A 23,677-nucleotide genomic window follows, 5' to 3' on the forward strand; every position below is an offset into this window, starting at 1 on the left:
AGGGCGTATCGCGTTGCACAAACGGCATCAAGCGGAGATTGCGGGCGGGGAAGATGCGAATCGGTTGAAGCTGCGCCCTCCTCGTTCTCCCCTCGCGGGAGAAGGTGGATCGGCGCGCCGCGCCGAGACGGATGAGGGGTGTTCCAGCGGAGTGAGACGTTGGCTTTCCCTGGAGCCCCCTCTTATCCGGCCGAGGCCAGGCCGACGGGCGTGGGCAGGCGAAGGGCCAGTCGCCCCGCGACGAAATCCTTGACCTGGCGCACCGCCTGCTCGCGCGTGACGCTGCCCGGCTGCAGGCCGAGCCTGAGCCACAGCCCGTCAATCAGCGCCGTGACGCCAAGCACGATCTCGTCGGCCAGTTCGGGCGAAGTGAGGCCGCGCAGGCCGGACAAAAGGTTCGAGCGCATGCGCGCATGGATGACCTTCTGGATGCGCGCAAGCTTCTCGTCGCGCGGCACCTCGGCGCAGAGCGACAGCCAGGCATGGCAGAGCGGCGGCAGGAACAAGTGCTCCTCGAAATTGCCCTCGATCACTGCGTCCAGCCGTTCCATCGGCGTCCGCGCCCGCTCAAGCCGGCCGACCACGGCGTGGCAGAGCACGGCGTTCGCCTCGCGCATGGCGTGCTCGAACAGCTCCTGCTTGTTGCGGAAATAATGCAGCACGATGCCTTTCGAGGCGCCAGCCTGGGCCGCGACCTTTTCCAGCGTCGCGCCGGCGATGCCTTCGCGCTCCAGAACGGCGAACGCCGCCTGCCGCAACTCCTTGCGGCGTATGTCGCTGAGGCGCGTGAGTTTCAACGGACCGATCCATGCATGGCGAATCCATGTTGACATTTTCGTCCGCTCAGATCAACAATTGACCAATGGGACAATAAGTCGACCAAAAGGTCAATTTCGACAATGAGGAGAACCCGAATGTTGCGCATGCTTGCGAATGGCGTCTGTCTCGCGGCCCTGATGCTGGCTTCCCCGGCGGCCTGGGCCGCCGAGGCCGAGAGCTGCAAAGCGGTCCGCATGGCCGAGCCCGGCTGGAACGATCTTGCCTTCACCACGGGCGTGGCCAAGGTGCTGCTCCAGGCGCTCGGCTACGAGCCGCAAAGCGAGGTGCTCGGCATCAACGTCATCTACGAAGGCATGAAGAACAAAGACCTCGACCTGTTCCTCGGCTATTGGGATCCGGCGATGGTCACTTATTACGAGCCCTACAAGAAGGACGGCTCGATCGAGAATGTGCGGGTCAATCTGGTCGACGCCAAATACACTTTCGCCGTGCCGACCTATGTCTGGGACGCCGGCGTCAAGGACCTGTCCGACCTGCACAAATTCGCCGACAAGTTCGGCAAGAAGATGTACGGCATCGAGCCCGGCTCCAATCAGCTGATGATGGACGCCATTGCCGATCCCAAGTTCGGCCTCAACGGCTGGCAGGTGGTGGAGTCGAGCGAAGCCGGCATGCTCTCGGAGGTCGGCTACGAGATCAAGGAAAAGCAGTTCATCGTCTTCCAGGGTTGGGCGCCGCATCCGATGAACACGATGTACGACTTTAAGTACCTGACCGGCGGCGACAAGTTCTTCGGTCCGAACTTCGGCGCCGCCACCGTGACGACGCAGGTGCGCAAGGGTTTTCTGCAGGAATGCCCGAACGTCGCGCGGTTCCTGAAGAACCTCGCCTTCGACATCGACATGGAAAATGTCGGTATGGGCTACCTCATCAATGACGGCATGAAGCCGGAGGACGGGGCGCTGAAGTCGATCACCGCGCACAAGGATCGCCTCGATGCCTGGCTTGCCGGCGTCACCACCTTTGATGGCAAGCCCGGCCTTGCCGCGGTCAAGGAAAAGCTCGGGCTTTGAGATTGACAGCTTTTGAGCTGGCGGATCAGGAGGCCGAGCAGGACGCTTGGGCCGGCCGCAAGGAGATCGTCGATGTCGGCGGTCTCGACCTTGCCTATGTCGAGGTCGCCGGCACGGAGCCGCCGCTGCTCTTGGTGCATGGCTTCACCGACACCAGCCGCAGTTTTTCGCTGCTGGCGCCGCATCTCTCCGGGCGCCGGCTGATCATGCCGGACTTGCGTGGCCATGGAGGTTCGCAGGCGGGCGAGGGCTGCGGCGTCGCCGATTTCGTCGACGACACCGCCGGCTTGATCCGGCGCCTGCGGCTGGACCGACCCGTCGTCGTAGGCCATTCGCTGGGTGGCATGGTGTCGATCGCGCTGGCCGCTCGGTATCCGGAGATGATCCGCGGGCTGGTGATCATGGCCAGCACGCTGAAGCCCGATTTCGGATCGGATCACCAGTTGATCGACGGCGTCGCGGCTTTGCGCGATCCGATCTCGCCGTCGGATCCGTTCTACGACTGGTGGCATGCCTGCCGGCCGGGTGTGCCGCGGGCTTTTCTCGCTGGTCTCGCAAAGGACGCCTCGGCGATCCCTGCGGCGCACTGGCGCGCCATTCTCGAGGAAGTCCGCCGCACCGATCTGACCGCCGCGGCGCCGGCCGTGCAGGTTCCGACACTGATCATTGCCGGCGGGTGCGATCCGCTTTTCGGCGCTGCGCATCAGCAGTCGATGACCCGGGCAATCGACGGATCGCGTCTGGTGTGGGCGCAGGAGTGCGGTCACAACCCGCATTGGGAAGACCCGGCCTTTGTCGCCGAGGCAATAGCGGGCATGTTGCCAGCCGCGTGACTATCGCAATAGCGATCGGGCGGTAGGCGTCAGCCGCAACGTCTCGTCCGGCTTTGAGGAAAAGGCCTGCATGGTTTCGCGGACCGCCCGCCATGCCGGCGAAGCGGCGAGGGCGGCTTGATGGCCGGCATGGGCATCGACATCGTCGAAGCCGGTGACGATGATGAGGACATTTTCGCCGGCACGTACCGGCAACCGCGGAAACGTATTTTCAGAGTGCTCGCTGACGAAGGCGCCGAGCAGTCGGGCCCCGTTTGCCGCGAGCAGCGGGACCGCCTCCGCCTCGAAGCGCTGGGCGAAGCCGGCCTCGGCGCTTGGTCGCAAATGGTGAATCGAAATCTCAACAAAGTCGGGCAAGCGGCTCCGATCGTTCATAGTTCCGGCCTCGGCAGCTGTCGGCCGGAATAATCCCGACAGGTCGAATTCCGCACCCCGCCAGGCCGGCTTGAGCAACAGCACGTCGTCGGAATCGATCATCGTCGCATTGGCGGCATCCCGGTGCGTGGCCCAGACCGGTCCGCCGTAGAAGGCGCTCAGCGCGTCCTTTCTCGCCTCCATGTCCTCGAAGCCGCGCAGCCAGACGAACATGTCGGGGCGGTCGATATCCCGAAACTGGCCGATGACGGTCATGCCGGTCGCTTCCTGCGTTTCGACGAACTCGCGATCGAACAGCGCGATCAGTGTTTCGCGCCGCCCGGGCTTTAGCGTGTATTGCCGAAGCTCGACGATGGGTGAGGCAAGGCGGGAAGGTCGGTTCATGGCCAGAATCTCAAAACAGGGCGATCATCCTGTTTCATAAACAGACCGGTTGCCCGGTTTTGTCAATCTGCTATCGTGGTTTTCCCCTTCTCCCCTTGTGGGAGAAGGTGGATCGGCGCGTAGCGCCGAGACGGATGAGGGGTGTTCCAGCGGAGTGAGACGCTGGCTTTCCCCGGAGCAGCCCCCGTCCGCCTTCACTTCGTTCAGGTACCTTCTCCAACAAGGGAGGAAGGGGAGATCGCCATGGCCTCGCGTAAAAAACGCACCAACGACCCGGATGGCATGCGCCGCCGCGTGCTCGACGTGGCGGAAGGTTCCTTCCAGGCGCGCGGTTACCACGCCTCGAGCCTCGGCGACCTGATGGCGGCTGCCGGTGTCACCGGCGGTGCGCTGCACCACCATTTCCCGACCAAGAAGGCGTTGGCGCTCGCGGTGATCGAGGAACGGGTGGCGGCCGCGGTCCAGGAAACCTGGATCGACCCGGTGCTGGCGGCGCCCACGGCCCGCCAAGGCGTGCGGGCCGTGTTCGAGGCGGTGGCTGCGGAGCTTGAACAGCAAGGCTATGTGCGCGGCTGCCCGCTCAACAATCTCGCGCATGAATTGTCGCTGGCCGACGATGACTTCCGCTCGGCGCTCGCAGGAATCTTCGCCGGCTGGCGGCAGGCTATCGCCGATAAGATCCGGGCCGACCAGTTGGACGGGAGGGAGGGCGGCACCGATCCCGACCGCTTCGCCGCGCTCGCGGTGGCTGCTTATTCCGGCGCCATGTCTATGGCCAAGACTTCGCAGGATGCTGGGGTATTGCGGGAGTGCTTGAGGGGATTGGAAGAGCTATCTTCGGGTGGACCGGCGGCAAGGCGACGCCGCAGGGTGTTGCTGCGATAAGCACAGAAAAGTTTGCTGTCCCGCCGACGTGTCCAACTGACCAGGTTCACTCCTTCAGCGGCTTGATCGTCTCGAACCCCACTTCGCTCTGCGCGCTGGTCCCCTCGTCGTATCGCCGTGCCAGCACCGCCTGCAGGTCCGGCGAATAGAGCGCCGTGAAGGTATCGATCACGTTGCCCGTATCGCCGGTGATCGTTTCGCTAACCACCAGCACGTTGTATTTGCAGTCGCCGAGCTTGTAGCTGTCCTTGCCCTTGACGGTCAAAGCCAGCGTCTCGGTGCCCTTCGGCGCCTTTTTCGAAGACAGCCGTACGAATTCGGTCTTGCTCTTGGCGCCCGCCTTCAGAGGGAACAGCTTCTTCAAGTCGCCAAGCGGGATCATCGACAGCCGCCCGGTCTCGCTGTCTCGGAACACCTCGATCAGCCCGGCATAGAGATACTGCGTCTGCGGCGAGTCCGACTCGTACTTGTTGGCGACCGCGACCATGCCGCCGGGCGCCGGCCGGAACTCGCTGCTTATGCCCGCCTTTTCCAGCACGAAGCCGGCTTTGGCGGATTTGGCGTCCACGCAGTCCGCAGCCTGCGCGGCGCCGGCGAGCATGGCGAGTGCCATGCCGGTTGCCAGGGTTTTCATGCCTTCCTCCCTGGATGCATGTTCCGAAGCAATGACAGAGCCCCGCCGCGCTGTCGACCCATGAGCTATTCATGCCTTGGGAATGAAAACTCTCCAGGGCGCCGACCGGGCATTGAACTGGACGAGGCGGTTCGAGGATGCTTAATCGGATGACGATGAATCGCTCTTCGCCCGCAACCGTTTCGCGCCGCACCTTCATCGCTCGGATGGGAGGCCTCGCTGCCGCCTGCGGCCTGCCTGGCGGTGCTTTCGGCCAGACCGGAAAGCGCATCCAGCCGATTGACGCCACCTTCCTCTTCATCGCCGATATCCATGCCTGCCGCATGGCGAGCGGGCTCAGCCCCAACTGCCTGCAGGAAGGCAAGACCGACGCGGCGCTTCTGCGCAATGTGGCGGCGCTCAACGCGATTGCGGACAAGCGGTGGCCGGCCGAGATCGACGGCGTTGCCACCGGCCTGCATTCGGCTGGCACCCGCATCGGCACGCCGCTCGGCCTCGTCACTGGCGGCGACATCACCGACGATGGCGGCGGCCAGGTCACCGAACCAAGCGAAGGGACGCAGCTTCTGCAGTTCTCCCAGCGTTATCAGGAAGGCGTCGGGCCGGACCGCGTCCACATCCCGGTCTATGTCGGACTCGGCAATCACGATCTCGACCAGAACGGCTCGCCGCCGCATGTCGACTGGTATCGTCGCGAATTGCGCGACTATGTCGAGGTCAACCATCGCCCCGGCGTGTTCTTCAAGCCGCCGGTGCCGGCGACCGAATATGACGTCGATACCGACTGCTACTCCTGGGATTGGGGCGGCCTGCATCTTATCCAGACGCATCGCTTCGCCGGCGACACCGGCCATGGCGCGCCGAGCAGCCTGCCCTGGTTGAAGCAGGACCTCGCCACCTATGCCGGCGACGGTCGTCCGGTCGTCCTGTTCCAGCACTATGGCTGGGACACTTTCTCGACCGAGCGCTGGGACCCGGTGAAACGCACCTATGATGAGGATGGCGCCGGCCGCCCGCACTGGTGGGCCGAGGCCGATCGCCAGGCGCTGCTGGCAGCGATCGAGGGCTACAATGTCATCGCCATCTTCCACGGCCACCAGCACGAAGTGCCGATGATCTACCAGCGCGACGGGCTCGATATCGTCAAGCCGAAGGCGGCCTATATGGGCGGCTTCGCGCTGGCGCGGGTGACTGCCGACAACATGGATGTGGTGCTGGGCGAAGCGGCCGGCGACCATGGCGACATCGTCTTCACCAACGCCTTCGCCAAGCAATTCCAGACATGAAAAGGCCGCCTCGCGGCGGCGTCGATCATCAAGGCAACGGCGTGAGGGTCAGAACGCCTTCTTGACCTTGTCCTTCGCGTCGCCATAGGCCTTCTGCACCTTGCCGGCGATCTTGTCGGCAACGCCTTCGACCTCTGTCCGCCGGTTGCCGGTGGCCTTGCCGGCGGCCTGCTTGACCGAACCCTTCATTTGCTTGGCAAGACCGGCAACCTGATCCCTGTTCACCATGGGCGCATCTCCTGGGTCTGTATGGAAGCTGGATACGGGAGCCGCATCCGGCAGCCAAACGGACGGAGAGACTTTTGGTTCCGCGCAAACCGGTGACGCGACAAGGACTATCGGCTCGAAGGTGAAGCGGCTAGGTTGGCCGGCAACCGCGCATGGGGGAGTCCGTCTTGGCAGAATTCACGCTCTACATCGGCAACAAGTGCTTTTCCTCCTGGTCGTTGCGGCCCTGGGTGGCGATGCGCCACCTGGAAATCCCCTTCGAGGAAGGCTTCGTTCGCCTGCGCACGCCTGAGACCGCCGCCGATCTCGCCAAGGTGTCGCCGACCGGCTTGGTGCCGGTGTTGAACCATAATGGTAGGACCGTCTGGGAAACCTTGGCGATCCTTGAATATCTGGCCGACCTCTATCCGGAAAAGAAGCTGTGGCCGGACGACCTCGGCGCCCGCGCGCTGGCGCGCTCGGTGGCGACCGAGATGCATTCCGGCTTCCGCGAAGTGCGCTATGGCTGGCCGATGAACCTGCGCCGGCCGAAATCCCACAAGCCGCTCGACGCCGAGGGCGAGGCGCAGCGGGCTCGGATCGAAGCGATCTGGCGTCAGTGCCGCGAGCAATATGGTGAAGGCGGCCCGTTCCTGTTCGGTCATTTCACCGCGGCCGATGCCATGTATGCGCCTGTGGTCACGCGCTTCGACACCTATGGCGGCGAGCTGGCGCCCGTCACGCGCGCCTATGTCGACGCGGTGTTGGCGATGAACGCGATGCAGCAGTGGTATGCGGAAGCCGCCAAGGAGCCCTGGCCGGAACCTGGGCCGGACGAATAACCGTCGAAATAGCGCGACGGCGCCGTTGATATCCGCCCTAAGGGAGGAACTGATGGCCAGCAGTGAAGCACCGCGTGAAGCCAGGGCGTTAAAGATCTTCCATTGCCGGCTGATCCCACCCCGGCCCGATTTCGCCTTCACCATGACCGAGGAGGAAAGGGCGCTGATGGGCCGGCATGCCGACTATCTGCGCGAGAAGCTTCGCGAAGGCATCATGATCATGGCAGGCCCAGTCGCCGATCCTGCCGGTCCCTGGGGGTTGTTGATCCTGCGTGCCGGCAGCGAAGCCGAGGCGAGGGTCGTGACCGATGGCGATCCCGTGTCGAGCTGGGGCTGCGGCTTCCGCTATGAGGTGCTGCCGATGATCAGCGTAATCATGTAAGAAGAACGCCTCTCGCGCTTTTTATGGCGCGGGAGGCGTCTTTTGCCGTCAACCTTTCTCGATTGCTCATGAATTGCTGACGACAAGGGTAAACCGGCAGCCGGCGAAAGGGTTCCGTGCAAGATGAAAAAAATCCGACGTCAATTATGTTGGTAGGATCGGCAGTTCGATGAATTGCCGTATTGCTTTGTGCTCGATCATGGCTGAAGACCGGCGCAAGCGGAGAGAATGCCGATGGCCACCAAACGTGTGCCTCCAATCCAGATAGCCAGCAATGCCACCATCGCCGATCTTGTCGATGGCTTAGACAAGCCGGTCGAATATGTCAGGCGCGTGCTTGAAAGGCTTGAGCGATGCAAGCGCGCCTTCGGCAATGCGCAGGTGCGGATCGCCGTGCTCAGTCGCGCCGAATGTCCGAACTATCTGATCGAATATGTCCGCGAGGATCCCAAGACGCTTCAGCGGACCACCCGTCAGGACGCGGCCTATAGCGGCAGCACGCATCGTGAGCTTGGAACGCATCACATAGAGGCGGCCGGGATGTGGTCGCCGGAAGAAATGAACATCACGGCGGTCTCGGCGCTGATCGGCCGCTTGCGTAACCCGAAAGCGCCATCATCGCGCTTTTCCAACGAGGACTGATACATGGCCATAAAATTCGCCCCCAAGGACCAGCCCGCAGGGTCGCCCGCTGCCGCGAAACCGCCCAAGCCTCCGCAGAAGGCGCCTGCCGAGGTTGCGACCGATCTGTTCAAGACGCCGGCCGAAGCACCGGCGCGCAAGACCAGGAAGAAGTAGCAGCCTTGCCGCAAGACCTCGGTCGCACCGCCTCCGGCCCTGTGCTGCTTGACCTGGCCGCTCAAGATGTCGACTCGGTTGCCGTCTTCGATTGCCAGAGCTGCGGCGCTTGTTGTGCTTATGCGGCGGATTGGCCGCGCTTTTCGACCGAGGACGACGACGAGCTCGAGCGTATCCCCGAAGCGCTGGTCGCCACCGACCTGTCCGGCATTCGCTTCGAAAATGGCCGCTGCGCCGCGCTTCGCGGCGAAGTCGGCAAAGCGACTGCTTGCGGCATCTACGACGCACGCCCACATGTCTGCCGCGCCTGCATGCCGGGCGACCCCGAGTGCCTGACGGCAAGGGCAGCGCACGGGCTGGACCTGCCAATCTCCCCCCTTGTGGGGGTTGAGGAGTGGTCCGCGTAGCGGACGCGAAGCCAATTGCTTGGCTTTGCGAACAACGAAAGCCCGGCAGGGCAGAGGGGGGCGCTGTCCCGCCGACGTCTCAGCCGAATTTCTCTCGCACTCAGGACTAGCTTTCGATTTGAACACCTGAGAGGTTGGCGTTCCTTCGCGCCCCCCTCTGGCCTGCCGGCCATCTCCCCCACAAGGGGAGAGATCACGCACTCCCCGCTTGCCGCCGCCCCGGTACCTTCCCGCCGGGCAGGGCTGCGGAGGAAATCCACGAGCATCGAATTCCTGTTGACGTCGCTGATCATCGTCGCTTCGCCCGGCACCGGCGTCCTCTACACGCTGAACGCCTGCCTCTCGCGAGGCGCGCGCCTCGATTGTCGCCGCTTTCGCCTGCACGCTGGGCATCATCCCGCATATGGCGGCCGCCGTCACCGGCCTCGCCGCCGTGCTGCACACCAGCGCCGTCGCCTTCGAGACGCTGAAATATCTGGGCGTCGCCTATCTGCTCTACATGGCCTGGAACACGTTGAAGGAAAAAGGCGGCCTCAGCATCATCGAGGACGCAGCGCCGCGCTCGACCGCCAGGACGATCACCTTCGTGAAGCTCAACCGGGTGGTCTCCTAAGCAGCTTACCCGGAATCCAAATCCTGGCGGGGGGTTCCGGGCTGGGCCTGAGCGCGGCTTCCGCGTCAGGCCCTATCCTTTCGCATAGCCCCTATCCCTTTACATAACCCATCGCCTCGACGATCCGCCCATCGGCGACGCGCATCAGGTTGACGCCGCGCAGCGACCTGCCGTCGGCCATCCAGAAGCGCCAGCGGATCGTGGCGCGGTCGCCGGCCACATATGTTTCTTCGATGTCGAAGCGCGTGCCGGGTCCGGTGGCGATCGCCGACCACAATTCAACGCAGGCCGCTTTGCCGTTGCGGCGGGCGCCGTCCGGCGCCGGCGTGGTGTTCTCGATGACGCAGTCCCGCGCCACCAGGTCGTCCAGTGCCGACGGATCGTGATGCTGGAACACGTCGTTGTAGCGCCGCATGATTTCCGCCGTTTCGGCGGAGCGCTCGGCCATGGCGATGTCGATGATCAATTCCTGGGTCATAGGATTTTCTCCCGCCATTTCATTAAGTTGCGAGGCTCGCTTTGAGCGTGATGGTGGCGACGCCGGCGAGCGCCCGCGAGACGAGGCAGGCCGCCTTGGCTTTTTGCGCCAGCCGTTCGAAGTCCTCGGCCGAGATGCCGGCGACGCGGGCCTCGGTTTCGAGCTCGATGCGGGTGATCGTCGGTCCCGTCGTGGTCGCGCCGAGATGCACTTTCGCGGTCGTGTAGATGTTGTCAGGCGTATGGCCTTCGCCGCCGAGAATGGCGGTGAGCGCCATCGAGAAGCAGCCGGCATGCGCGGCCGCGATCAGCTCTTCCGGATTGGTGCCCGGACCATTCTCGAAACGGGACGGGAAGGAATAGGCGCCTTCGAACACGCCGCTGCCAAGCCGCAGCCGGCCGGATCCTTGCTTGAGCGTGCCGTGCCATTCGGCCGAGGCTTCACGAACTGTCATGGCTGATCTCCTCTCTGTTTTGCGGGAAGGCGTGGCGGTTACGCACCGTCGATGACGACCTTGCCGAAGACGTCGCCCTGCTGGAAATGACGGTAGGCCTCGCGCGCCTCGGTGAACGGGAAGACCTTGTCGATGACCGGCTTCAGCCGGTGCGTGGCGACGGCGGCAAGCATTGCTTCCAGCCCGTTGCGGCTGCCGACGAAGAGGCGGCCGATGGTGACGAGGCTGCGCTGGTAGACGGCACCCGGGATTTCGACCGATTTGCCCTCCTGGTCCTGTACGGTGAGCAGCACGATGCGCCCGTAAAGCGCGCTGGCGATCAGCGATTGCTGAAAGGTCGCCGGTCCGCCGGTCTCGACGACCAGGTCGATGCCGCCGGTCGCCTCGCGCAGCTTCACGCCCCATTCCGGCGTTTCGGCTGCCGCGAAGACCAGATCTGCGCCGACCGTGCGCAGCCTGTCGGCCTTCTCGGCGCGCGAGGTGACGGCGGCGACGCGACAACCCATGAGCTTGGCGAACTGCAGCGCAAACAGCGCGACACCGCCTGAGCCGATGACGAGAACCCATTGTCCCGGCTTTGGAATTTCGGCGCCCGTCAGTGCGCTCCAGGCGGTCAGCCCGGCGCAGGTGAAGGTCGCCGCCTCTCGCCAGGAGAGATGGTCGGGCAACCGCACGGCCCATTGCTCGTCGAGCAGCGCATATTCGCAAAGCATGCCGTCCAGCGTGCAGCCGAGTTGGTCGACGATGCCCGGATGCATGCGGCCGTCGATCCAGCGCGCGAAATAGCTGCCGGTCACACGGTCGCCGACGGCAAAGCGCGTTACGGCATCGCCAACCGCCACCACCTCACCGGCGCCGTCGCTCAGCGGCACGACGCCGTCGCGTGGCGTCAGCGGATAGCTGCCGTTGAGGATCATCGTGTCGCGCCGGTTCAGCGACGTGGCGTGCACCCGCATAACGATCTGACGCGGACCTGGCCGCGGCACCGCCTCCTCGCGCAGCACCAGTTTGTCGGTGCCGCCTCGCTCCTCGAGCCGATAGGTTCGCATTGTTGCTTCCGAAATATGTAGACCGATTTACATATTATGTAGACCGATTGTCATATTGGGGGCAAGCCCTATAATGCGCGTTCCTGACAGAGGTTGACATTCGAGAGGTCGACGTGGCGACGGACACACGCACCCGCATGATCGAGGCGACGGCGCGGCTCATCCGGCAGCGTGGCTATCACGGCACGTCGCTGAACGACATCTTGAGCGCCAGCGCAGCACCCCGTGGCTCGCTCTATTTCCATTTCCCGGGGGGCAAGGACCAGCTGGTCGTCGAGGTGACGCGCGCCAGCGTCGCCGACGTGACGGAGCGGCTGGGCGCGGCGCTTTTGGAGGAAAGCGATCCCGCCGTTGCCGTGCACCACATCTACCAGTCGGTGGCCCGCATGCTGGAGGACAACGAATTCTCGCTCGGCTGTCCGGTTGCGCCGGTCGTGCTCGACGCACCGAATGATGTTCCGGACTTGGTTGAAATCTGCCGCTCGGCCTTTGAGCAGTGGGTCGGCCTGCTGCGCCAGGCATTCGTCAGGGCAGGGGTGCCGGAGCGGCGCGCGCAGGCGCTGGCGCTGCTGGTCGAATCCTCGCTGGAAGGCCTCATGGTGATCGCCCGCGCTACCCGCGACCGCGCGCCGCTGCAGGCGGTGGCCGACGAGGTCGCGGCGCTGGTCGAGCAGGCGGTGCTTGCTGGCAAAGTGGCGCAGCAGGCGGAGAGCGTCGCCTGAGGACTCGGATCTCCAGACGCAAACAAAAAGGGCGCCTCTCGGCGCCCTTTCCGTATCAGCTTGGTAGCTTGGATTAGAAATCCATGCCGCCCATGCCACCCATGCCACCGCCGGGCATGCCGCCCGGCATACCGCCGGCAGCTTCCTTCTTCGGAGCTTCGGCGATCATGGCTTCGGTGGTGACCAGCAGGCCGGCGACCGAGGCCGCGTCCTGGAGAGCCGTGCGCACGACCTTGACCGGGTCGACGATGCCCATGGCGATCATGTCGCCATACTCGCCGGTCTGGGCGTTGAAGCCGAAGGTCGCGCCCTTGTTCTCGAGGATCTTGCCGGCAACGATCGACGCTTCCGCACCGGCGTTCGCCGCGATCTGGCGGGCCGGGGACTGCAGCGCACGACGCACGATGTTGATGCCGGCAGCCTGGTCGGAGTTGGCGCCGGTGGCCTTGACGTTGGCCGAAGCGCGCAGCAGGGCCACGCCACCGCCGGCGACGATGCCTTCTTCCACGGCCGCGCGGGTCGCGTTCAGGGCGTCGTCAACGCGGTCCTTCTTTTCCTTCACTTCCACTTCGGTCGCACCGCCGACGCGGATCACGGCAACGCCGCCGGCGAGCTTCGCCAGACGTTCCTGCAGCTTCTCCTTGTCGTAGTCCGAGGTGGTTTCCTCGATCTGCTGCTTGATCTGGGCGACGCGGCCCTGGATCTCGGCCTTCTTGCCGGCGCCGTCGACGATGGTGGTGTTCTCCTTGGAGATCGACACCTTCTTGGCGCGGCCGAGCATGTTGAGGCCGACATTCTCGAGCTTGATGCCGAGGTCTTCCGAGATGACCTGGCCACCGGTGAGGATGGCGATGTCTTCCAGCATGGCCTTGCGGCGGTCACCGAAGCCCGGAGCCTTGACGGCGGCGATCTTCAGGCCACCGCGCAGCTTGTTGACGACCAGCGTGGCGAGGGCCTCGCCTTCGACGTCTTCCGAGATGATGAGCAGCGGCTTCGAGGTCTGAACGACGGCTTCCAGGACCGGCAGCATGGCCTGCAGGTTGGAGAGCTTCTTCTCGTGCAGCAGGATGTAGGCGTCCTCCAGATCGGCGACCATCTTGTCGGCGTTGGTGACGAAGTAGGGCGAGAGGTAGCCGCGGTCGAACTGCATGCCTTCGACGACTTCCAGCTCGGTCTCCGCGGTCTTGGCTTCCTCGACGGTGATGACGCCCTCGTTGCCGACCTTCTGCATCGCTTCCGCGATCATCTTGCCGACCGACTCGTCGCCATTGGCCGAGATCGTGCCGACCTGGGCGACTTCCTCGGAGGTCTTGATCTTCTTGGCGGCCTTGCCGAGAGCGACGACGACTTCGGCGACGGCGAGATCGATGCCGCGCTTGAGGTCCATCGGGTTCATGCCGGCGGCAACGGCCTTGTTGCCTTCCTGCACGATCGCCTGGGCGAGAACGGTCGCGGTGGTCGTGCCGTCGCCGGCGATGTCGTTGGTCTTCGAAGCGACTTCGCGGACCATCTGCGCGCCCATGTTCTCGAACTTGTCCTCAAGCTCGATCTCCTTGGCGACGGTGACGCCGTCCTTGGTGATGCGCGGGGCGCCGAACGACTTGTCGATGACGACGTTGCGGCCCTTGGGGCCGAGCGTGACCTTCACCGCGTCGGCGAGGATGTTGACGCCGCGCAGCATGCGCTCACGAGCATCGCGGGAGAATTTTACGTCTTTTGCAGCCATTGTTTAGCTCCTGACAGGGACTCGGGAAGAGCCCGAAAATTCAGTTGATGGAGAGGCCGATGATCAGCCGATGATGCCCATGATGTCGGATTCCTTCATGATCAGAAGGTCTTCGCCATTGAGCTTGACTTCAGTGCCCGACCACTTGCCGAACAGGATGCGGTCGCCGGCCTTGACGTCCAGCGGCACGAGCTTGCCGTTTTCGTCGCGAGCGCCGGAGCCGACGGCGATGATCTCGCCTTCCTGCGGCTTCTCCTTCGCCGTATCCGGGATGATGATCCCGCCGGCGGTCTTGGATTCGGATTCAACCCGGCGAACGACCACGCGGTCATGAAGCGGGCGGAACTTGGACTTTGCCATGTTTTCTTCCTCGAATGAGAACGGTGAGAACTGTTCCTCCATCCGGCGAGGCCGCCGGACATCGGTTAGCACTCACTAAAGGCGAGTGCTAACGTGGCGCTGAGATAGGCTGGCGTCTTGCCGGAGTCAAGGCGCGCGCTAGAGGCAAGCGGCGCGAAATTTTTCGCGCGTGGAACGCCAGCCCGAAAAGCGACGGGTGTCGCGAGGCGCCGACGAGCAATCTCATCCGTTAGTCCCGGCGCTTCGGCGACCGCAGCGCCAGCAACGGGCAGCGTTCGGCGAGCCCGTATGTGCCGGTCGAGGCAATGCCGACATCGCTGAAATACGCCTCGGCCTCTTGGACAAGAGCCGCCACCGGCGCGAAACTGTAGATGGCCGGCGAGTTCCGGTAGACGTCGATGGTTCCGATGACGGGCAGTTCCCAGCCGGTTCGAGCCGAGAGCTCCTCACGGTCAGGAAACATCCTGTCGAATTGTTCGAGGATTCTCCTCACCGGCATGATGTAGTCGGGCGCGGCGCCGATTGCGGTCATCGCCACGCGCCATTTGAGCTCGTGGAAGGTCGCGACGCCGCCGCTCAGCGCCAGGGCGCGGACATCCTTCGCGTCGTCCGGGATTTCGGGGCAAGCATAAAGCCTGATGCCGGCGCGCCCGTCGTCTTTCAGCGCACGCGCGATCGACGCAAACAGTGCACGCCTGAACTCGGCGGCGCCGATGACCGAGAGACATCCATCGCCGATCAGCGCATCGACGCTTCCGCCGGGAAATGGCAGGTCGAACCAATCGCCTTGCACCGCCTTGCGCGTATCGGTATCGCCTGGCCAGATGCCGGCGATCATGTCGGCGGACTCGTCGACCGCCGTCATCCTGGCGCCAAGCCCGGCGAGCTCGGGCGTCACGCCGAACATCACGACATGCGACCGGGCGAGCTCGAGCTCACGGTCGTAGGTTTCGACCACCTCCGCCGGCGGCCGCAGAGGTGAGCCGAGCAGCTGCCAATGTTGACGAATTGCATTCCAATGCTCCGTCATGCAAATCCCACCCCGGCAACGCGTTGTATTCGACCGAATAATCGACGACGCTTGATAAGCCAAGGGGGCGGGCATGGCGCGCATCGCGGTGATCACGCATGAGTTTGACGGGTTTGAACGACGTCGCGGGCCGTTGTTGCGCCGCGACAGCCCATACATGCTCTTCGATCTGCTGGAGGAGTTGAAGCGCCGGGGGCATTCCGTGCGCGTTCTTACGGGCACTTCGGCCAAGCCGGAGGCGGATATCGCGGTACTGCATGTCGACGCGACTGTTACGCCACCTGAATATGTCGAATACGCGCGCGCCTTTCCCTTCTGCCTCAACATCGCCGCCCCCGACATCTCGAAGCGACGCGTCAGCGGCGCGGTGATCGATAGGGACCACGGCTGGCGAGGCCCTGTCATCGTCAAGAGCAGCCTCAACAATCTGGGTACGCGAGAACAGACGCTCAACCGGAGATCGCGGCGCGCCGGCAGGCCGGAGCCATTTCCCGATGCCAAGCTGCTTGATCGCTACAGCATCCACAGCTCGCTTGCGGATGTTCCGCCGGCGGTGTTCGATCGCAAGGACCTCGTGGTGGAGAAGTTCGTTCCCGAGCCCGAGCCGGACGGCTTTGGCGCCCGCTTCTGGCTGTTTTGCGGAGAACACGAGCGCTGTACCCGGCATGTCTCGCCACAAAACCTGGTCAAAGGCGACGATACGATCCGACGAGAGCCGGTTCCGGTTCCCGACGAGCTTCGCGCGCTGCGGCGCGAGCTCGGCTTCGACTACGGCAAATTCGATTTCGTCATGCATGAAGGCAAGGCCTTTCTGCTTGACGCCAACAAGACGCCCGGCCGCGTCCGCAACCTGTCCGCCTTCCTCGCCGCCGGCAATGCCAATCTTGCCGACGGGTTCGAGGGGCTGATCCGCCAACACACCTAAAGCATGTCTCCCGAAAGTGGGCCCGGTTTCGGGACAAAGACATGCTTAAAATCAAAAACTTAAAGCAGGTCGCGTGAATTCTTCTTCACGCGACCTGCTTTAGGCGGCAGGCGCCCTACAAAAACAACCGCAACTGCGTGTGGATGATCGACCGATAATCGTCGATCGTGCGCCGGCCTTCTTCCTCGTCCTGCGTCAGCGCCAGCCGCACGACGCCGCCTGCAAGCTGGAAGATCAGGAACACGACGCGTCCGAAAGCCTCGCGCTGCTCGGACTTCAGCATCGGCGCGACATGGTCGCAGAACATTTTCGCCTGATGCCGCGTCTCGGCGATGTCGAGATGCTGCAGCGCCTTGTCGGCCTGGATGGCGTTCTGCAGGTCCTGGATCGCCGGGTCCGCCGCGACGCGGGAATAGTAATCGTCGAGCAGGCGGTCAGCCGCCGCGGTCACGTCCTCCAGCCGGCCTATCTCGGCGATGATCGCGCCGAATCTGGCACGGCTTTCCTCGGAAAACCGCTCGTAGAGCATCGCCAGGATCGCTGATTTGCTCGGGAAGTAATGATAGACGGTGGCGATCGGCCCGCCGGCAAGCGCGCCGACCTCCTTCATCGTCACCGCGTCGATGCCCTTTTCGCCGATCAACCGCATGGTGGTGGCCAGGATCGCATCGATGCGCTCGCGGCCGCGCTCCTGCTTCGGCCTACGCCGCGGTTCCGTCGCCGTTCGCCTGATCTGCGTCATGCGCCAAATCTCTCACGAGAGTGCGAATTCGTGGTTGACAAGAAACATGATCAAGTATCAGTTTCGCTAAATGCTGACAACTTGTCAGTTTTTCGATCGAGCTGCAAGGGAGGGCACCTCGTGACTGCATCGCAAGCCGCGCAAGCGGAAAGTGGCGATTGGCTGGTCGGCAATCCGACCGGCCTGCAACTGGCCTCCGCGCTATGGATCGGCTCGGTCGGCCTGCTCATCCTCGGACTGCAGCCGGTGCTGCTCGGCGCGCTCTACACGGAAGGCCATGTCACCGGCGACGAGCTGGCGCTGGTCGCCACCGCCGAGATGATCGCGATCGCCATCGGCTCGGCGATCGTGGCGATGCTGCTCCCCGCCAGGAACATGCGCTGGAAGAGCACGATATTGCTTGTCCTTCTCGCGCACGCCAATTTTTGGACCGCTTATGCCGGTAGCCCCGATGCACTGATCGGCGCGCGCACGCTGGCCGGCCTCGCGGAGGGCGGGCTTGTCGCCGTCGCGACCGAGCTGATCGCCCGCTCGCGCCGGGCCGAACGCATCGGCGGCTATTTCGTCACGCTGCAGACCTTGGCGCAATGCGCGCTGGCGCTGATCCTCGCGATCTATGCCGTGCCTGCCGCGGGTTCAGCCGGCGGCTTCATCGTGCTCGCCATCGTCTGCCTGCTGTCGCTGGTCGTGGCCTGGGCCGTGCCGGACGATTATGCCGACCTGCCAAAGGAAGAACAGTTCGCCAATGTGGCGACGGTGCCGGCGATCACCGCGCTTTTGTCGATCCTCTGCTATTTTATGTTCTTCGGTGCCGTCTGGGCTTTTCTTGAGCCGATCGGCGCGCAGTTCGGCATCGACGGCCGCACCGTCGGCCTGATGGTTTCGGCGAGCCTTGCCGCGCAGGTGATCGGCGCGATGACCGCGACAATCTTCGAGGCGCGCATCGACTATCGCTTTGCCATCACAATCATCGGCATCATCGCTGCGATCTGCTCGGTGCTGCTTGCGTCCGGTCCGGGTCTTTCGGTGTTCTGGGCGGTGGCACTGGTGATGGGCTTCATCCTGCTCTTCATCGTTCCCTACCAGATCCGCCTGGCGATCACCGCCGACGAAACGCGCACTGCCGTGCTTCTGGTGCCGGCTGCCCAGCTTTTCGGTCTTGCGCTCGGGCCGGTCGCCGCCTCGCTGCTGATCGATGGCGCGAACTTCCGGCCGGTGCCCGAATTCGCCGCCGCCACCGCTTTGGCCAGCGTACTTCTGCTCGGCGTCTTCGTGCTGGTCGCGCGGCGGCGCGGCCGGGCCTGAGCGGGAGGATCGAGATGGCAAACGCCTGGAGCAACTGGTCGGGCTTCGTCACGGCTTCCCCGAAATTGATCGCGATGCCGGCCGACGCCGGCGAACTGGCCGAACTGGTGCGCTCGGCGCCCGGTCCTTTGCGCGTCACCGGCGCGGGCCATTCCTTCACGCCGCTGGTGCAGTCCGAAGGCGCCATCGTCTCGCTGGAGAAGATCGAAGGGCTGGTCTCGCATGACGCGGCCGCCAACCGGGCGCGGGTGAGGGCGGGAACCAGGCTCGGCGCTCTGATGCACATCCTGCAGGACATCGGCCAGGGCTTGCCCAACATGGGTGACATCGACAAGCAGGCGATCGGCGGCGCGCTCGGCACGGCAACGCATGGTTCGGGTCCGACGCTCGGCGCCTATCACACGCAGCTCGAGACGGTGCAACTGGTGAACGGGCAAGGCAAGCTGCGCGAATACAGCCGGGCGAATGATCAGGATATGATCCACGCCACCGGTGTCGCGCTGGGCAGCTTCGGCGTGCTCACCGAAGTGACGATGAACAACGTTGCGAGCTATCGGCTGCGCCGTCGCAAATGGGTGCTGCCGGTCGGCGACATGCTGCGCGATTTCGAGACGATGATGGCCGCGCACCGGTCGGCCGAGTTCTACTACATCCCTTTCGCCGACTATGCGCAGTTCATCGCCAGCGATCTCAGCGACGCGCCGACGACGCCGCGTCCGACCGATGACGACGAGGAGGGGCTGGCGACGCTGCGCAAGCTGCGCACTGCCTTGCGCTGGCTGCCGTCGTTGCGTCGCGCGCTGATCAGGGGCGCGGTGAAGAAAGTGCCCTCCGAGGATTATGTTCAGGACTGGCTCAACGTCTACGCCAGCGACCGTCGCACCAAATTCAACGAGATGGAGTACCACCTGCCTTACGAGGAAGGTCCCAAAGCGTTGGCCGAGATCATCGCGCTGACGGAGAAGCACTTCCCGGAAGTCTATTTCCCGATGGAGGTGCGTTCGGTGGCGCCCGACGAATTCTGGCTTTCGCCTTTCTACAAGAGGCTGACCTGCTCGATCGCCATCCATCACGATGCGGCGAACGATCCGCTGCCCTTCATGCGCGCCGCCGAGCCGATCTTCCGCAAGTATGGCGGCAGGCCGCATTGGGGCAAGATGCACAGCCTGAAGGCGGCGGATTTCAAGAAGCTGTATCCGCGCTGGGATGACGCGATGGCGGTGCGGCGCGACATCGATCCGCAAAACCGTTTCGTCTCGCCCTACATGGCCGGCCTGTTCGGCATCCAACCATGAGCGCCTATTTTGCTGCTCTGTCCGACGCATTGAGGGCCGCCGAGATTTTCCGGCCCTGCCTGGTGCTCGACCGCGACCGGCTGGACGGCAACATCGCGCTGGCGAAGGAGAGGCTGGCGCCGGGGCTTGGCGTGCGGCTGGTCGACAAGTCGCTGCCCTGCGTGCCGCTGCTTTCGCACATCGCCAGGGCGCTTGGCACCAACCGCTTCATGACCTTCCACCCGCCGGTGTCGCAGGCCGTGCTTGACGCTTTTCCCGAGGGCGACCTGCTCTACGGCAAGCCGATGCCGGTCGGCGCCGCCAAGGCGGCGCTGACGCGGGGCGGCGCCGGCTGGTGGTCGCGCGTCTGCTGGCTGATCGACACGCCGGAGCGGCTGGCCGAATATGGCGCCTTGGCCGCCGCGCTCGACACGGAATTGCGCTTCGCCTTCGAGGTCGATGTCGGCCTGCATCGCGGCGGCTTCGCCAATCCCGCCGAGATCAAGGCGCTGACGATACCGGAGCGCCTGCGCTGCGAAGGCATTATGGCCTATGAGGCGCATGCGCCGGAGATACCGGGTCTGTTCGGCGGCGTGGCCAAGGCGCTGAAGCAGGCTTCGGCCAAGGCGGCGGAGTTCGCCGCCGCTCTCGACCCGGACCAGCGCCGCACCCTCAACATCGGCGGCTCGAAGACGGCGCTGCTGCATGGCGGCGGCATTGCCAACGAAGTATCGATCGGCTCGGCCTTCGTCCTGCCCAGCGACTTCGACAAGCCCGGCCTCGGCGGCTTCCAGCCGGCGGCTTTCATCGCCACGCCGATCCTCAAGGCGCTCGATCCGATGCTGCCCGGTCCGTCGGCGGTTTCCAGGGCGCTACAGGCGCTCGGCCTCTTCCCGCGCAAGGGCTGCTATATCTATGGCGGCAAGTGGATGGCCGAGCCGGTGTCTCCCGACGGCATGAAGCCGAACGGCTTGATCGGCCTGTCCTCCAACCAGCAGTTCATGGGGCTGCCCGCGGGAGCGAAAGTGAAGCCTGGCGACTATGCCTTCCTGCGGCCGACGCAGAGCGAGGCGGTGTTGCAGCATTTCGGTGTGATTGCTGTGTTCTCGGGGGGCCGGATCGTGGAGTTCTGGCCTGCGCTGCCGATGGGGTGACCGCGTTATCTGGCGGCAGTCTCTTTTTCATCCTTAGCTAGATGGTATGGGTGAATGAGGACTTCCGCAGGGATATGCCACTCGCGGTTGATCTTGAATGCCATGTCCATCGTGAGTGCGCGTTTGCGTGTCAGGATCTCGGAGGCGCGCGACGCTGAGCCTAAGAGTCGCACGAGCGCTGCCCGATTGAGATTGGCCATTTCCATGTGGGCCACGATCGCGTCCACGGGGTCGGTTTCTTCGATGGGATAGTGTTTGGCTTCGTAGGCCTCGATCAGGGCAGCCAGCACATCGAAACGGTCGGCCTCCGGGCTGCCCACAGCGGGCTCACGGTCAAAATAGCGGGTGATCTCGGCAATGGCCCAATCGTAATCAGCCTCCGTCTTAATGGGTCGAATGTTTTCCATCACACCTTCTCCACGTCTATCTTGTCATATTCGGCATGGGTGCCGACGAATTTGATCAGCAACCGCTTGAATGTGTAGCTCACATGCACGACCAGCCGGTACTTGTTGCCGGCTATGTCAAACACGACGCGATTGTCGGCGACAAAATCCACGGTCGTGCCGAACTGGGCCTTGATGTCCGCCGAGGTCTTCCATTCGACCTTGCTCGACGCGTTGAACCAAGCGGTAAGCGGTGCTCTAGCCTGTGGATGCTTGGTCCAAAACGTTACAAGCGTTTTCTTGCTGACGATTTGCATGACCACATATAGCTTATTCCCATCTTGGGAACAAGCGGGATTTCCCGATTTGGGAATACCGTTACCCGGGCGCACTCGCTGTAACGGCTCGACGTATCGCGATGTCATCAACGGGTATATTTATTGACTCAGTCAACTAAATGATTAATCCTGTCTGGCACAGGAGAAACCGCCATGACCATCCACGATCACCCCGGCAAGGAACGCATTGACACGGTCCGGTCCTTCAACCGCTTCTATACCCGCCAGATTGGCCTGCTCGACGAGGGCCTGCTGAAGAGCCCGTTCTCGCTGACCGAGGCGCGGGTGCTTTATGAGCTTGCCAATCGCGACGGGCTCGTCGCCAGCGACCTGGTGCGCGAGCTCGGCCTCGACCCCGGCTATGTCAGCCGTCTGCTCAAGAAATTCGAGGAACGCGGCCTGGTCGAGCGCGAAGCCACCGAGGCGGACGCGCGACGCGCCTCGATCGCGCTGACGTCCGCGGGCAGGCAGGCCTTCGCGCCGCTCAACCAGGATTCGCACGATCAGGTGCGCGCGCTGCTCGATCGTCTGGCGCCTGTAGACCAGGAGCGGCTGGTCAAGGCCATGCGCACCGTGCAGGACCTGCTCGGCGACAAGCCCGAGCCGAAAGTGCCTTATATCCTTCGCCCGCTGCAGGTCGGCGACATCGGCTGGATCACGCGCCGCCAGGGCATGCTCTACACGCAGGACTATGGCTGGGACGGAACCTACGAGGCGCTGGTCGCCGAGATCCTTGGCGAATTCGTCAAGAAGTTCGATCCGGACTGGGAGCGCGCCTGGATCGCCGAGCGCGAGGGCGAGGTGGTCGGCTCGGTCTTCGTCGTGCGCAAGTCGGCCGACGTGGCTAAGCTTAGGCTGCTCTATGTCGAGCATTCGGCGCGCGGCCTCGGCATCGGCGCAAGGCTGGTCGACGAATGCATCGCCTTCGCCCGCGCCAAGGGCTACAAGAGGCTGACGCTCTGGACCAACGACATACTGGGCTCGGCCCGCCGCATCTACCAGGCCGCCGGATTCAAGCTGGTCGAGGAGGAGCGTCACCACTCCTTCGGCAAGGACCTGGTTGGCCAGACGTGGGATCTGCAGCTCTAGGCTCCCCCTTCTCCCCTTGTGGGAGAAGGTGTCGCCGAAGGCGACGGATGAGGGGTGCTCCAGCGAAGCGGGACGCTGGCTTTCCCTGGAACACCCCTCATCCGTCTTGCCGCTTCGCGGCAATCCACCTTCTCCCACAAGGGGAGAAGGGAAGGCGCGCCTCACCCCTTCATCGGCAGCCAGATCTCCAGCCCGCCATTGCCGGAATGCGCATCGAACTCTGGCCCGTAGCGTTCGAATTCCGGCGCGTCGGCGACCTCATGGCCGGAGGCCGGCAGCCAGCTGTTCCAGATCGTGTTGATGGTGCGGCGGATGGTCGAGATGTGCTCGCGATGCGAGAACACCGCGTATCTCTGCGCCGGTATGCGCGCCCGATAAAAATCCTTGGGCAGGTCGGAGAAATCCTTCACCTCGACGCCGACGACATAGTCGAAATTGCCGGCGTCGTCGCCATTGAGGCAGACGCCGTAGAACACGCCGGGCACCTCGCCTGGAATGTTGCCGATATAGGGGGCGAAGCGCTGCCATTGCATTGGGATGCCGGCGCTGGTCTCGCAGCTGTAGCGTTCGCCGAGCCCGGCGATCAGGAAGGGGCGGCTGGTCTCGAAGCGCGGCGGCTCGAGTGTTGTGAGAAGCGAACTGTCCATCAGAATGGGCTCCACGAGGTCGAGGTTTTGGGTCGAGCCTTGCGCGCGTACCAGTTCCGGCGTGGTGCCGAACGCATCTCGAAAGGCCCGCGTGAACGCCTCATGCGAGCCGTAACCGGCATCGAGCGCGACGCAGAGAATGTCGGGCGCGCCGCCGGCCAGCTTGCGCGCCGCTTCGCTCAAGCGGCGCGCCCGCATGTAGCCCATGACCGACCGTCCCGTTGCGGCGCCGAAGGCGCGCGTCACATGGAAGCGCGACACGCCGCTGCTTGCCGCTATTTCGTCGAGGCTGATGGCGTCGGGAAGGTGGCTTTCGACAAACCACAGCGCTTTCTCGGTCGGGTTCATGGCTCCTCGCATTTGGCGGGGCGACACTAGCCGCCGCGCCGGCGGCCAGTTTGATCGAAATTGCGCTTCGAGCAACAATGCGCATATGCGACCTGCGCTGCCTCGGATGCGGAAACCGACGCGGCGCTACCGAGCAGTCCGGGAAGGGGCG

29 protein-coding genes and 1 pseudogene are annotated in these 23,677 nt (G+C 64.0%); 16 read left to right on the forward strand and 14 right to left on the reverse strand.

Going from position 1 to position 23,677, the window contains the following annotated elements; genetic code table 11:
* Positions 1-182: 182 nt before the first annotated feature.
* The gene (gene betI / locus WDX12_RS24170) at positions 183-833 is read right to left on the reverse strand and encodes a choline-binding transcriptional repressor BetI (protein WP_434722278.1); all 651 of its coding nucleotides are present in this window, start codon (positions 831-833) and stop codon (positions 183-185) included.
* Between the two features lie 81 nt (positions 834-914).
* Here betI and choX point away from each other — a divergent pair, with 81 nt between their 5' ends.
* Both choX and WDX12_RS24180 read left to right on the forward strand, forming a co-directional pair.
* Complete coding sequence (gene choX, locus WDX12_RS24175; protein WP_434722279.1) at positions 915-1,853, forward strand: choline ABC transporter substrate-binding protein; 939 nt, start codon at positions 915-917, stop codon at positions 1,851-1,853.
* Positions 1,854-1,855: 2 nt separating this feature from the next.
* Positions 1,856-2,686 (forward strand): alpha/beta fold hydrolase, encoded by an 831-nt coding sequence (locus tag WDX12_RS24180; RefSeq protein ID WP_434722280.1) that lies wholly within the window; start codon positions 1,856-1,858, stop codon positions 2,684-2,686.
* Here WDX12_RS24180 and WDX12_RS24185 read toward each other — a convergent pair whose 3' ends face one another.
* On the reverse strand, positions 2,687-3,445 hold the full coding sequence (locus WDX12_RS24185; RefSeq protein WP_434722281.1) for an NIPSNAP family protein: 759 nt from the start codon (positions 3,443-3,445) through the stop codon (positions 2,687-2,689).
* A gap of 243 nt (positions 3,446-3,688) precedes the next feature.
* Between WDX12_RS24185 and WDX12_RS24190 the strand changes: the two genes are divergently transcribed.
* Positions 3,689-4,330: a TetR/AcrR family transcriptional regulator gene (locus WDX12_RS24190; RefSeq protein WP_434722282.1), complete on the forward strand. Its 642-nt coding sequence runs from the start codon at positions 3,689-3,691 to the stop codon at positions 4,328-4,330.
* A 46-nt stretch (positions 4,331-4,376) separates the two neighbouring features.
* Here the strand turns inward: WDX12_RS24190 and WDX12_RS24195 are convergent, their stop codons facing one another.
* A complete protein-coding gene (locus tag WDX12_RS24195; RefSeq protein WP_434722283.1) occupies positions 4,377-4,964 on the reverse strand; it encodes a hypothetical protein in 588 nt (195 codons plus the stop codon).
* 155 nt (positions 4,965-5,119) lie between these two features.
* Here WDX12_RS24195 and WDX12_RS24200 point away from each other — a divergent pair, with 155 nt between their 5' ends.
* Positions 5,120-6,250: a metallophosphoesterase gene (locus tag WDX12_RS24200; RefSeq protein WP_434725698.1), complete on the forward strand. Its 1,131-nt coding sequence runs from the start codon at positions 5,120-5,122 to the stop codon at positions 6,248-6,250.
* A 48-nt stretch (positions 6,251-6,298) separates the two neighbouring features.
* Here WDX12_RS24200 and WDX12_RS24205 read toward each other — a convergent pair whose 3' ends face one another.
* On the reverse strand, positions 6,299-6,478 hold the full coding sequence (locus WDX12_RS24205; protein ID WP_320298307.1) for a CsbD family protein: 180 nt from the start codon (positions 6,476-6,478) through the stop codon (positions 6,299-6,301).
* A gap of 167 nt (positions 6,479-6,645) precedes the next feature.
* Between WDX12_RS24205 and WDX12_RS24210 the strand changes: the two genes are divergently transcribed.
* The 6 genes and pseudogenes from WDX12_RS24210 to WDX12_RS24235 all read left to right on the forward strand — a co-directional run.
* Complete coding sequence (locus WDX12_RS24210) at positions 6,646-7,299, forward strand: glutathione S-transferase family protein (RefSeq protein ID WP_434722284.1); 654 nt, start codon at positions 6,646-6,648, stop codon at positions 7,297-7,299.
* Positions 7,300-7,351: 52 nt separating this feature from the next.
* Positions 7,352-7,681, forward strand: a complete 330-nt coding sequence (locus WDX12_RS24215) for a YciI family protein (RefSeq protein WP_434722285.1) — start codon at positions 7,352-7,354, stop codon at positions 7,679-7,681.
* A 234-nt stretch (positions 7,682-7,915) separates the two neighbouring features.
* A complete protein-coding gene (locus WDX12_RS24220; protein WP_320298304.1) occupies positions 7,916-8,323 on the forward strand; it encodes a hypothetical protein in 408 nt (135 codons plus the stop codon).
* A gap of 3 nt (positions 8,324-8,326) precedes the next feature.
* On the forward strand, positions 8,327-8,479 hold the full coding sequence (locus tag WDX12_RS24225) for a hypothetical protein (RefSeq protein ID WP_320298303.1): 153 nt from the start codon (positions 8,327-8,329) through the stop codon (positions 8,477-8,479).
* Between the two features lie 53 nt (positions 8,480-8,532).
* The gene (locus WDX12_RS24230; protein WP_434725699.1) at positions 8,533-8,886 is read left to right on the forward strand and encodes a YkgJ family cysteine cluster protein; all 354 of its coding nucleotides are present in this window, start codon (positions 8,533-8,535) and stop codon (positions 8,884-8,886) included.
* 243 nt (positions 8,887-9,129) lie between these two features.
* Positions 9,130-9,466: pseudogene (locus WDX12_RS24235) on the forward strand (LysE family translocator); the annotation flags it as partial.
* A 124-nt stretch (positions 9,467-9,590) separates the two neighbouring features.
* On the opposite strand, the gene WDX12_RS24240 reads toward WDX12_RS24235, so the two are convergent.
* The 3 genes from WDX12_RS24240 to WDX12_RS24250 are packed head-to-tail and all read right to left on the reverse strand — an operon-like array spanning position 9,591 to position 11,480.
* The gene (locus WDX12_RS24240; RefSeq protein WP_434722286.1) at positions 9,591-9,977 is read right to left on the reverse strand and encodes a nuclear transport factor 2 family protein; all 387 of its coding nucleotides are present in this window, start codon (positions 9,975-9,977) and stop codon (positions 9,591-9,593) included.
* Positions 9,978-9,999: 22 nt separating this feature from the next.
* Positions 10,000-10,431 carry an OsmC family protein gene (locus WDX12_RS24245; RefSeq protein ID WP_434722287.1) on the reverse strand — a complete coding sequence of 144 codons (432 nt, stop codon included), beginning with the start codon at positions 10,429-10,431 and terminating at the stop codon, positions 10,000-10,002.
* A gap of 38 nt (positions 10,432-10,469) precedes the next feature.
* On the reverse strand, positions 10,470-11,480 hold the full coding sequence (locus WDX12_RS24250; protein WP_434722288.1) for a zinc-dependent alcohol dehydrogenase family protein: 1,011 nt from the start codon (positions 11,478-11,480) through the stop codon (positions 10,470-10,472).
* A gap of 113 nt (positions 11,481-11,593) precedes the next feature.
* Here WDX12_RS24250 and WDX12_RS24255 point away from each other — a divergent pair, with 113 nt between their 5' ends.
* Positions 11,594-12,202 carry a TetR/AcrR family transcriptional regulator gene (locus WDX12_RS24255; RefSeq protein ID WP_434722289.1) on the forward strand — a complete coding sequence of 203 codons (609 nt, stop codon included), beginning with the start codon at positions 11,594-11,596 and terminating at the stop codon, positions 12,200-12,202.
* Positions 12,203-12,275: 73 nt separating this feature from the next.
* Here the strand turns inward: WDX12_RS24255 and groL are convergent, their stop codons facing one another.
* From groL to WDX12_RS24270, 3 genes are all read right to left on the reverse strand, one after another.
* Positions 12,276-13,928 (reverse strand): chaperonin GroEL, encoded by a 1,653-nt coding sequence (gene groL, locus WDX12_RS24260; RefSeq protein WP_434722290.1) that lies wholly within the window; start codon positions 13,926-13,928, stop codon positions 12,276-12,278.
* 63 nt (positions 13,929-13,991) lie between these two features.
* Complete coding sequence (gene groES / locus WDX12_RS24265; protein WP_073987612.1) at positions 13,992-14,288, reverse strand: co-chaperone GroES; 297 nt, start codon at positions 14,286-14,288, stop codon at positions 13,992-13,994.
* 229 nt (positions 14,289-14,517) lie between these two features.
* The gene (locus tag WDX12_RS24270; RefSeq protein ID WP_434722291.1) at positions 14,518-15,402 is read right to left on the reverse strand and encodes a class I SAM-dependent methyltransferase; all 885 of its coding nucleotides are present in this window, start codon (positions 15,400-15,402) and stop codon (positions 14,518-14,520) included.
* Between WDX12_RS24270 and WDX12_RS24275 the strand changes: the two genes are divergently transcribed.
* Positions 15,392-16,243, forward strand: coding sequence for a hypothetical protein (locus WDX12_RS24275; RefSeq protein WP_434722292.1), 852 nt, complete (start codon positions 15,392-15,394; stop codon positions 16,241-16,243). The genes WDX12_RS24270 and WDX12_RS24275 overlap by 11 nt on opposite strands.
* A gap of 115 nt (positions 16,244-16,358) precedes the next feature.
* Here the strand turns inward: WDX12_RS24275 and WDX12_RS24280 are convergent, their stop codons facing one another.
* Complete coding sequence (locus WDX12_RS24280) at positions 16,359-16,985, reverse strand: TetR family transcriptional regulator (protein ID WP_434722293.1); 627 nt, start codon at positions 16,983-16,985, stop codon at positions 16,359-16,361.
* 120 nt (positions 16,986-17,105) lie between these two features.
* Between WDX12_RS24280 and WDX12_RS24285 the strand changes: the two genes are divergently transcribed.
* Genes WDX12_RS24285 through WDX12_RS24295 form a run of 3 tightly spaced genes read left to right on the forward strand, consistent with a single transcriptional unit; the run spans position 17,106 to position 20,718 of the window.
* Positions 17,106-18,290, forward strand: coding sequence for an MFS transporter (locus WDX12_RS24285; RefSeq protein WP_434722294.1), 1,185 nt, complete (start codon positions 17,106-17,108; stop codon positions 18,288-18,290).
* A 14-nt stretch (positions 18,291-18,304) separates the two neighbouring features.
* The gene (locus tag WDX12_RS24290; RefSeq protein WP_434722295.1) at positions 18,305-19,585 is read left to right on the forward strand and encodes a D-arabinono-1,4-lactone oxidase; all 1,281 of its coding nucleotides are present in this window, start codon (positions 18,305-18,307) and stop codon (positions 19,583-19,585) included.
* Positions 19,582-20,718 carry an alanine racemase gene (locus tag WDX12_RS24295; RefSeq protein ID WP_434722296.1) on the forward strand — a complete coding sequence of 379 codons (1,137 nt, stop codon included), beginning with the start codon at positions 19,582-19,584 and terminating at the stop codon, positions 20,716-20,718. Before WDX12_RS24290 ends, WDX12_RS24295 begins: the two co-directional genes overlap by 4 nt.
* A 5-nt stretch (positions 20,719-20,723) precedes the next feature.
* Here WDX12_RS24295 and WDX12_RS24300 read toward each other — a convergent pair whose 3' ends face one another.
* Both WDX12_RS24300 and WDX12_RS24305 read right to left on the reverse strand, forming a co-directional pair.
* Positions 20,724-21,125 (reverse strand): helix-turn-helix domain-containing protein, encoded by a 402-nt coding sequence (locus tag WDX12_RS24300; RefSeq protein ID WP_434722297.1) that lies wholly within the window; start codon positions 21,123-21,125, stop codon positions 20,724-20,726.
* The gene (locus WDX12_RS24305) at positions 21,125-21,421 is read right to left on the reverse strand and encodes a type II toxin-antitoxin system HigB family toxin (RefSeq protein WP_434725700.1); all 297 of its coding nucleotides are present in this window, start codon (positions 21,419-21,421) and stop codon (positions 21,125-21,127) included. The genes WDX12_RS24300 and WDX12_RS24305 overlap by 1 nt, the downstream gene beginning before the upstream one ends.
* 174 nt (positions 21,422-21,595) lie before the next feature.
* Here WDX12_RS24305 and WDX12_RS24310 point away from each other — a divergent pair, with 174 nt between their 5' ends.
* Entirely contained in the window at positions 21,596-22,531 is a 936-nt protein-coding gene (locus WDX12_RS24310) for a bifunctional helix-turn-helix transcriptional regulator/GNAT family N-acetyltransferase (protein ID WP_434722298.1), read from the forward strand.
* Between the two features lie 161 nt (positions 22,532-22,692).
* Here WDX12_RS24310 and WDX12_RS24315 read toward each other — a convergent pair whose 3' ends face one another.
* Positions 22,693-23,526: an AraC family transcriptional regulator gene (locus WDX12_RS24315; protein WP_434722299.1), complete on the reverse strand. Its 834-nt coding sequence runs from the start codon at positions 23,524-23,526 to the stop codon at positions 22,693-22,695.
* Positions 23,527-23,677: the final 151 nt, after the last annotated feature.

It is taken from the genome of Mesorhizobium sp. RIZ17 (assembly GCF_051127865.1).
Lineage (GTDB): Bacteria > Pseudomonadota > Alphaproteobacteria > Rhizobiales > Rhizobiaceae > Mesorhizobium > Mesorhizobium humile.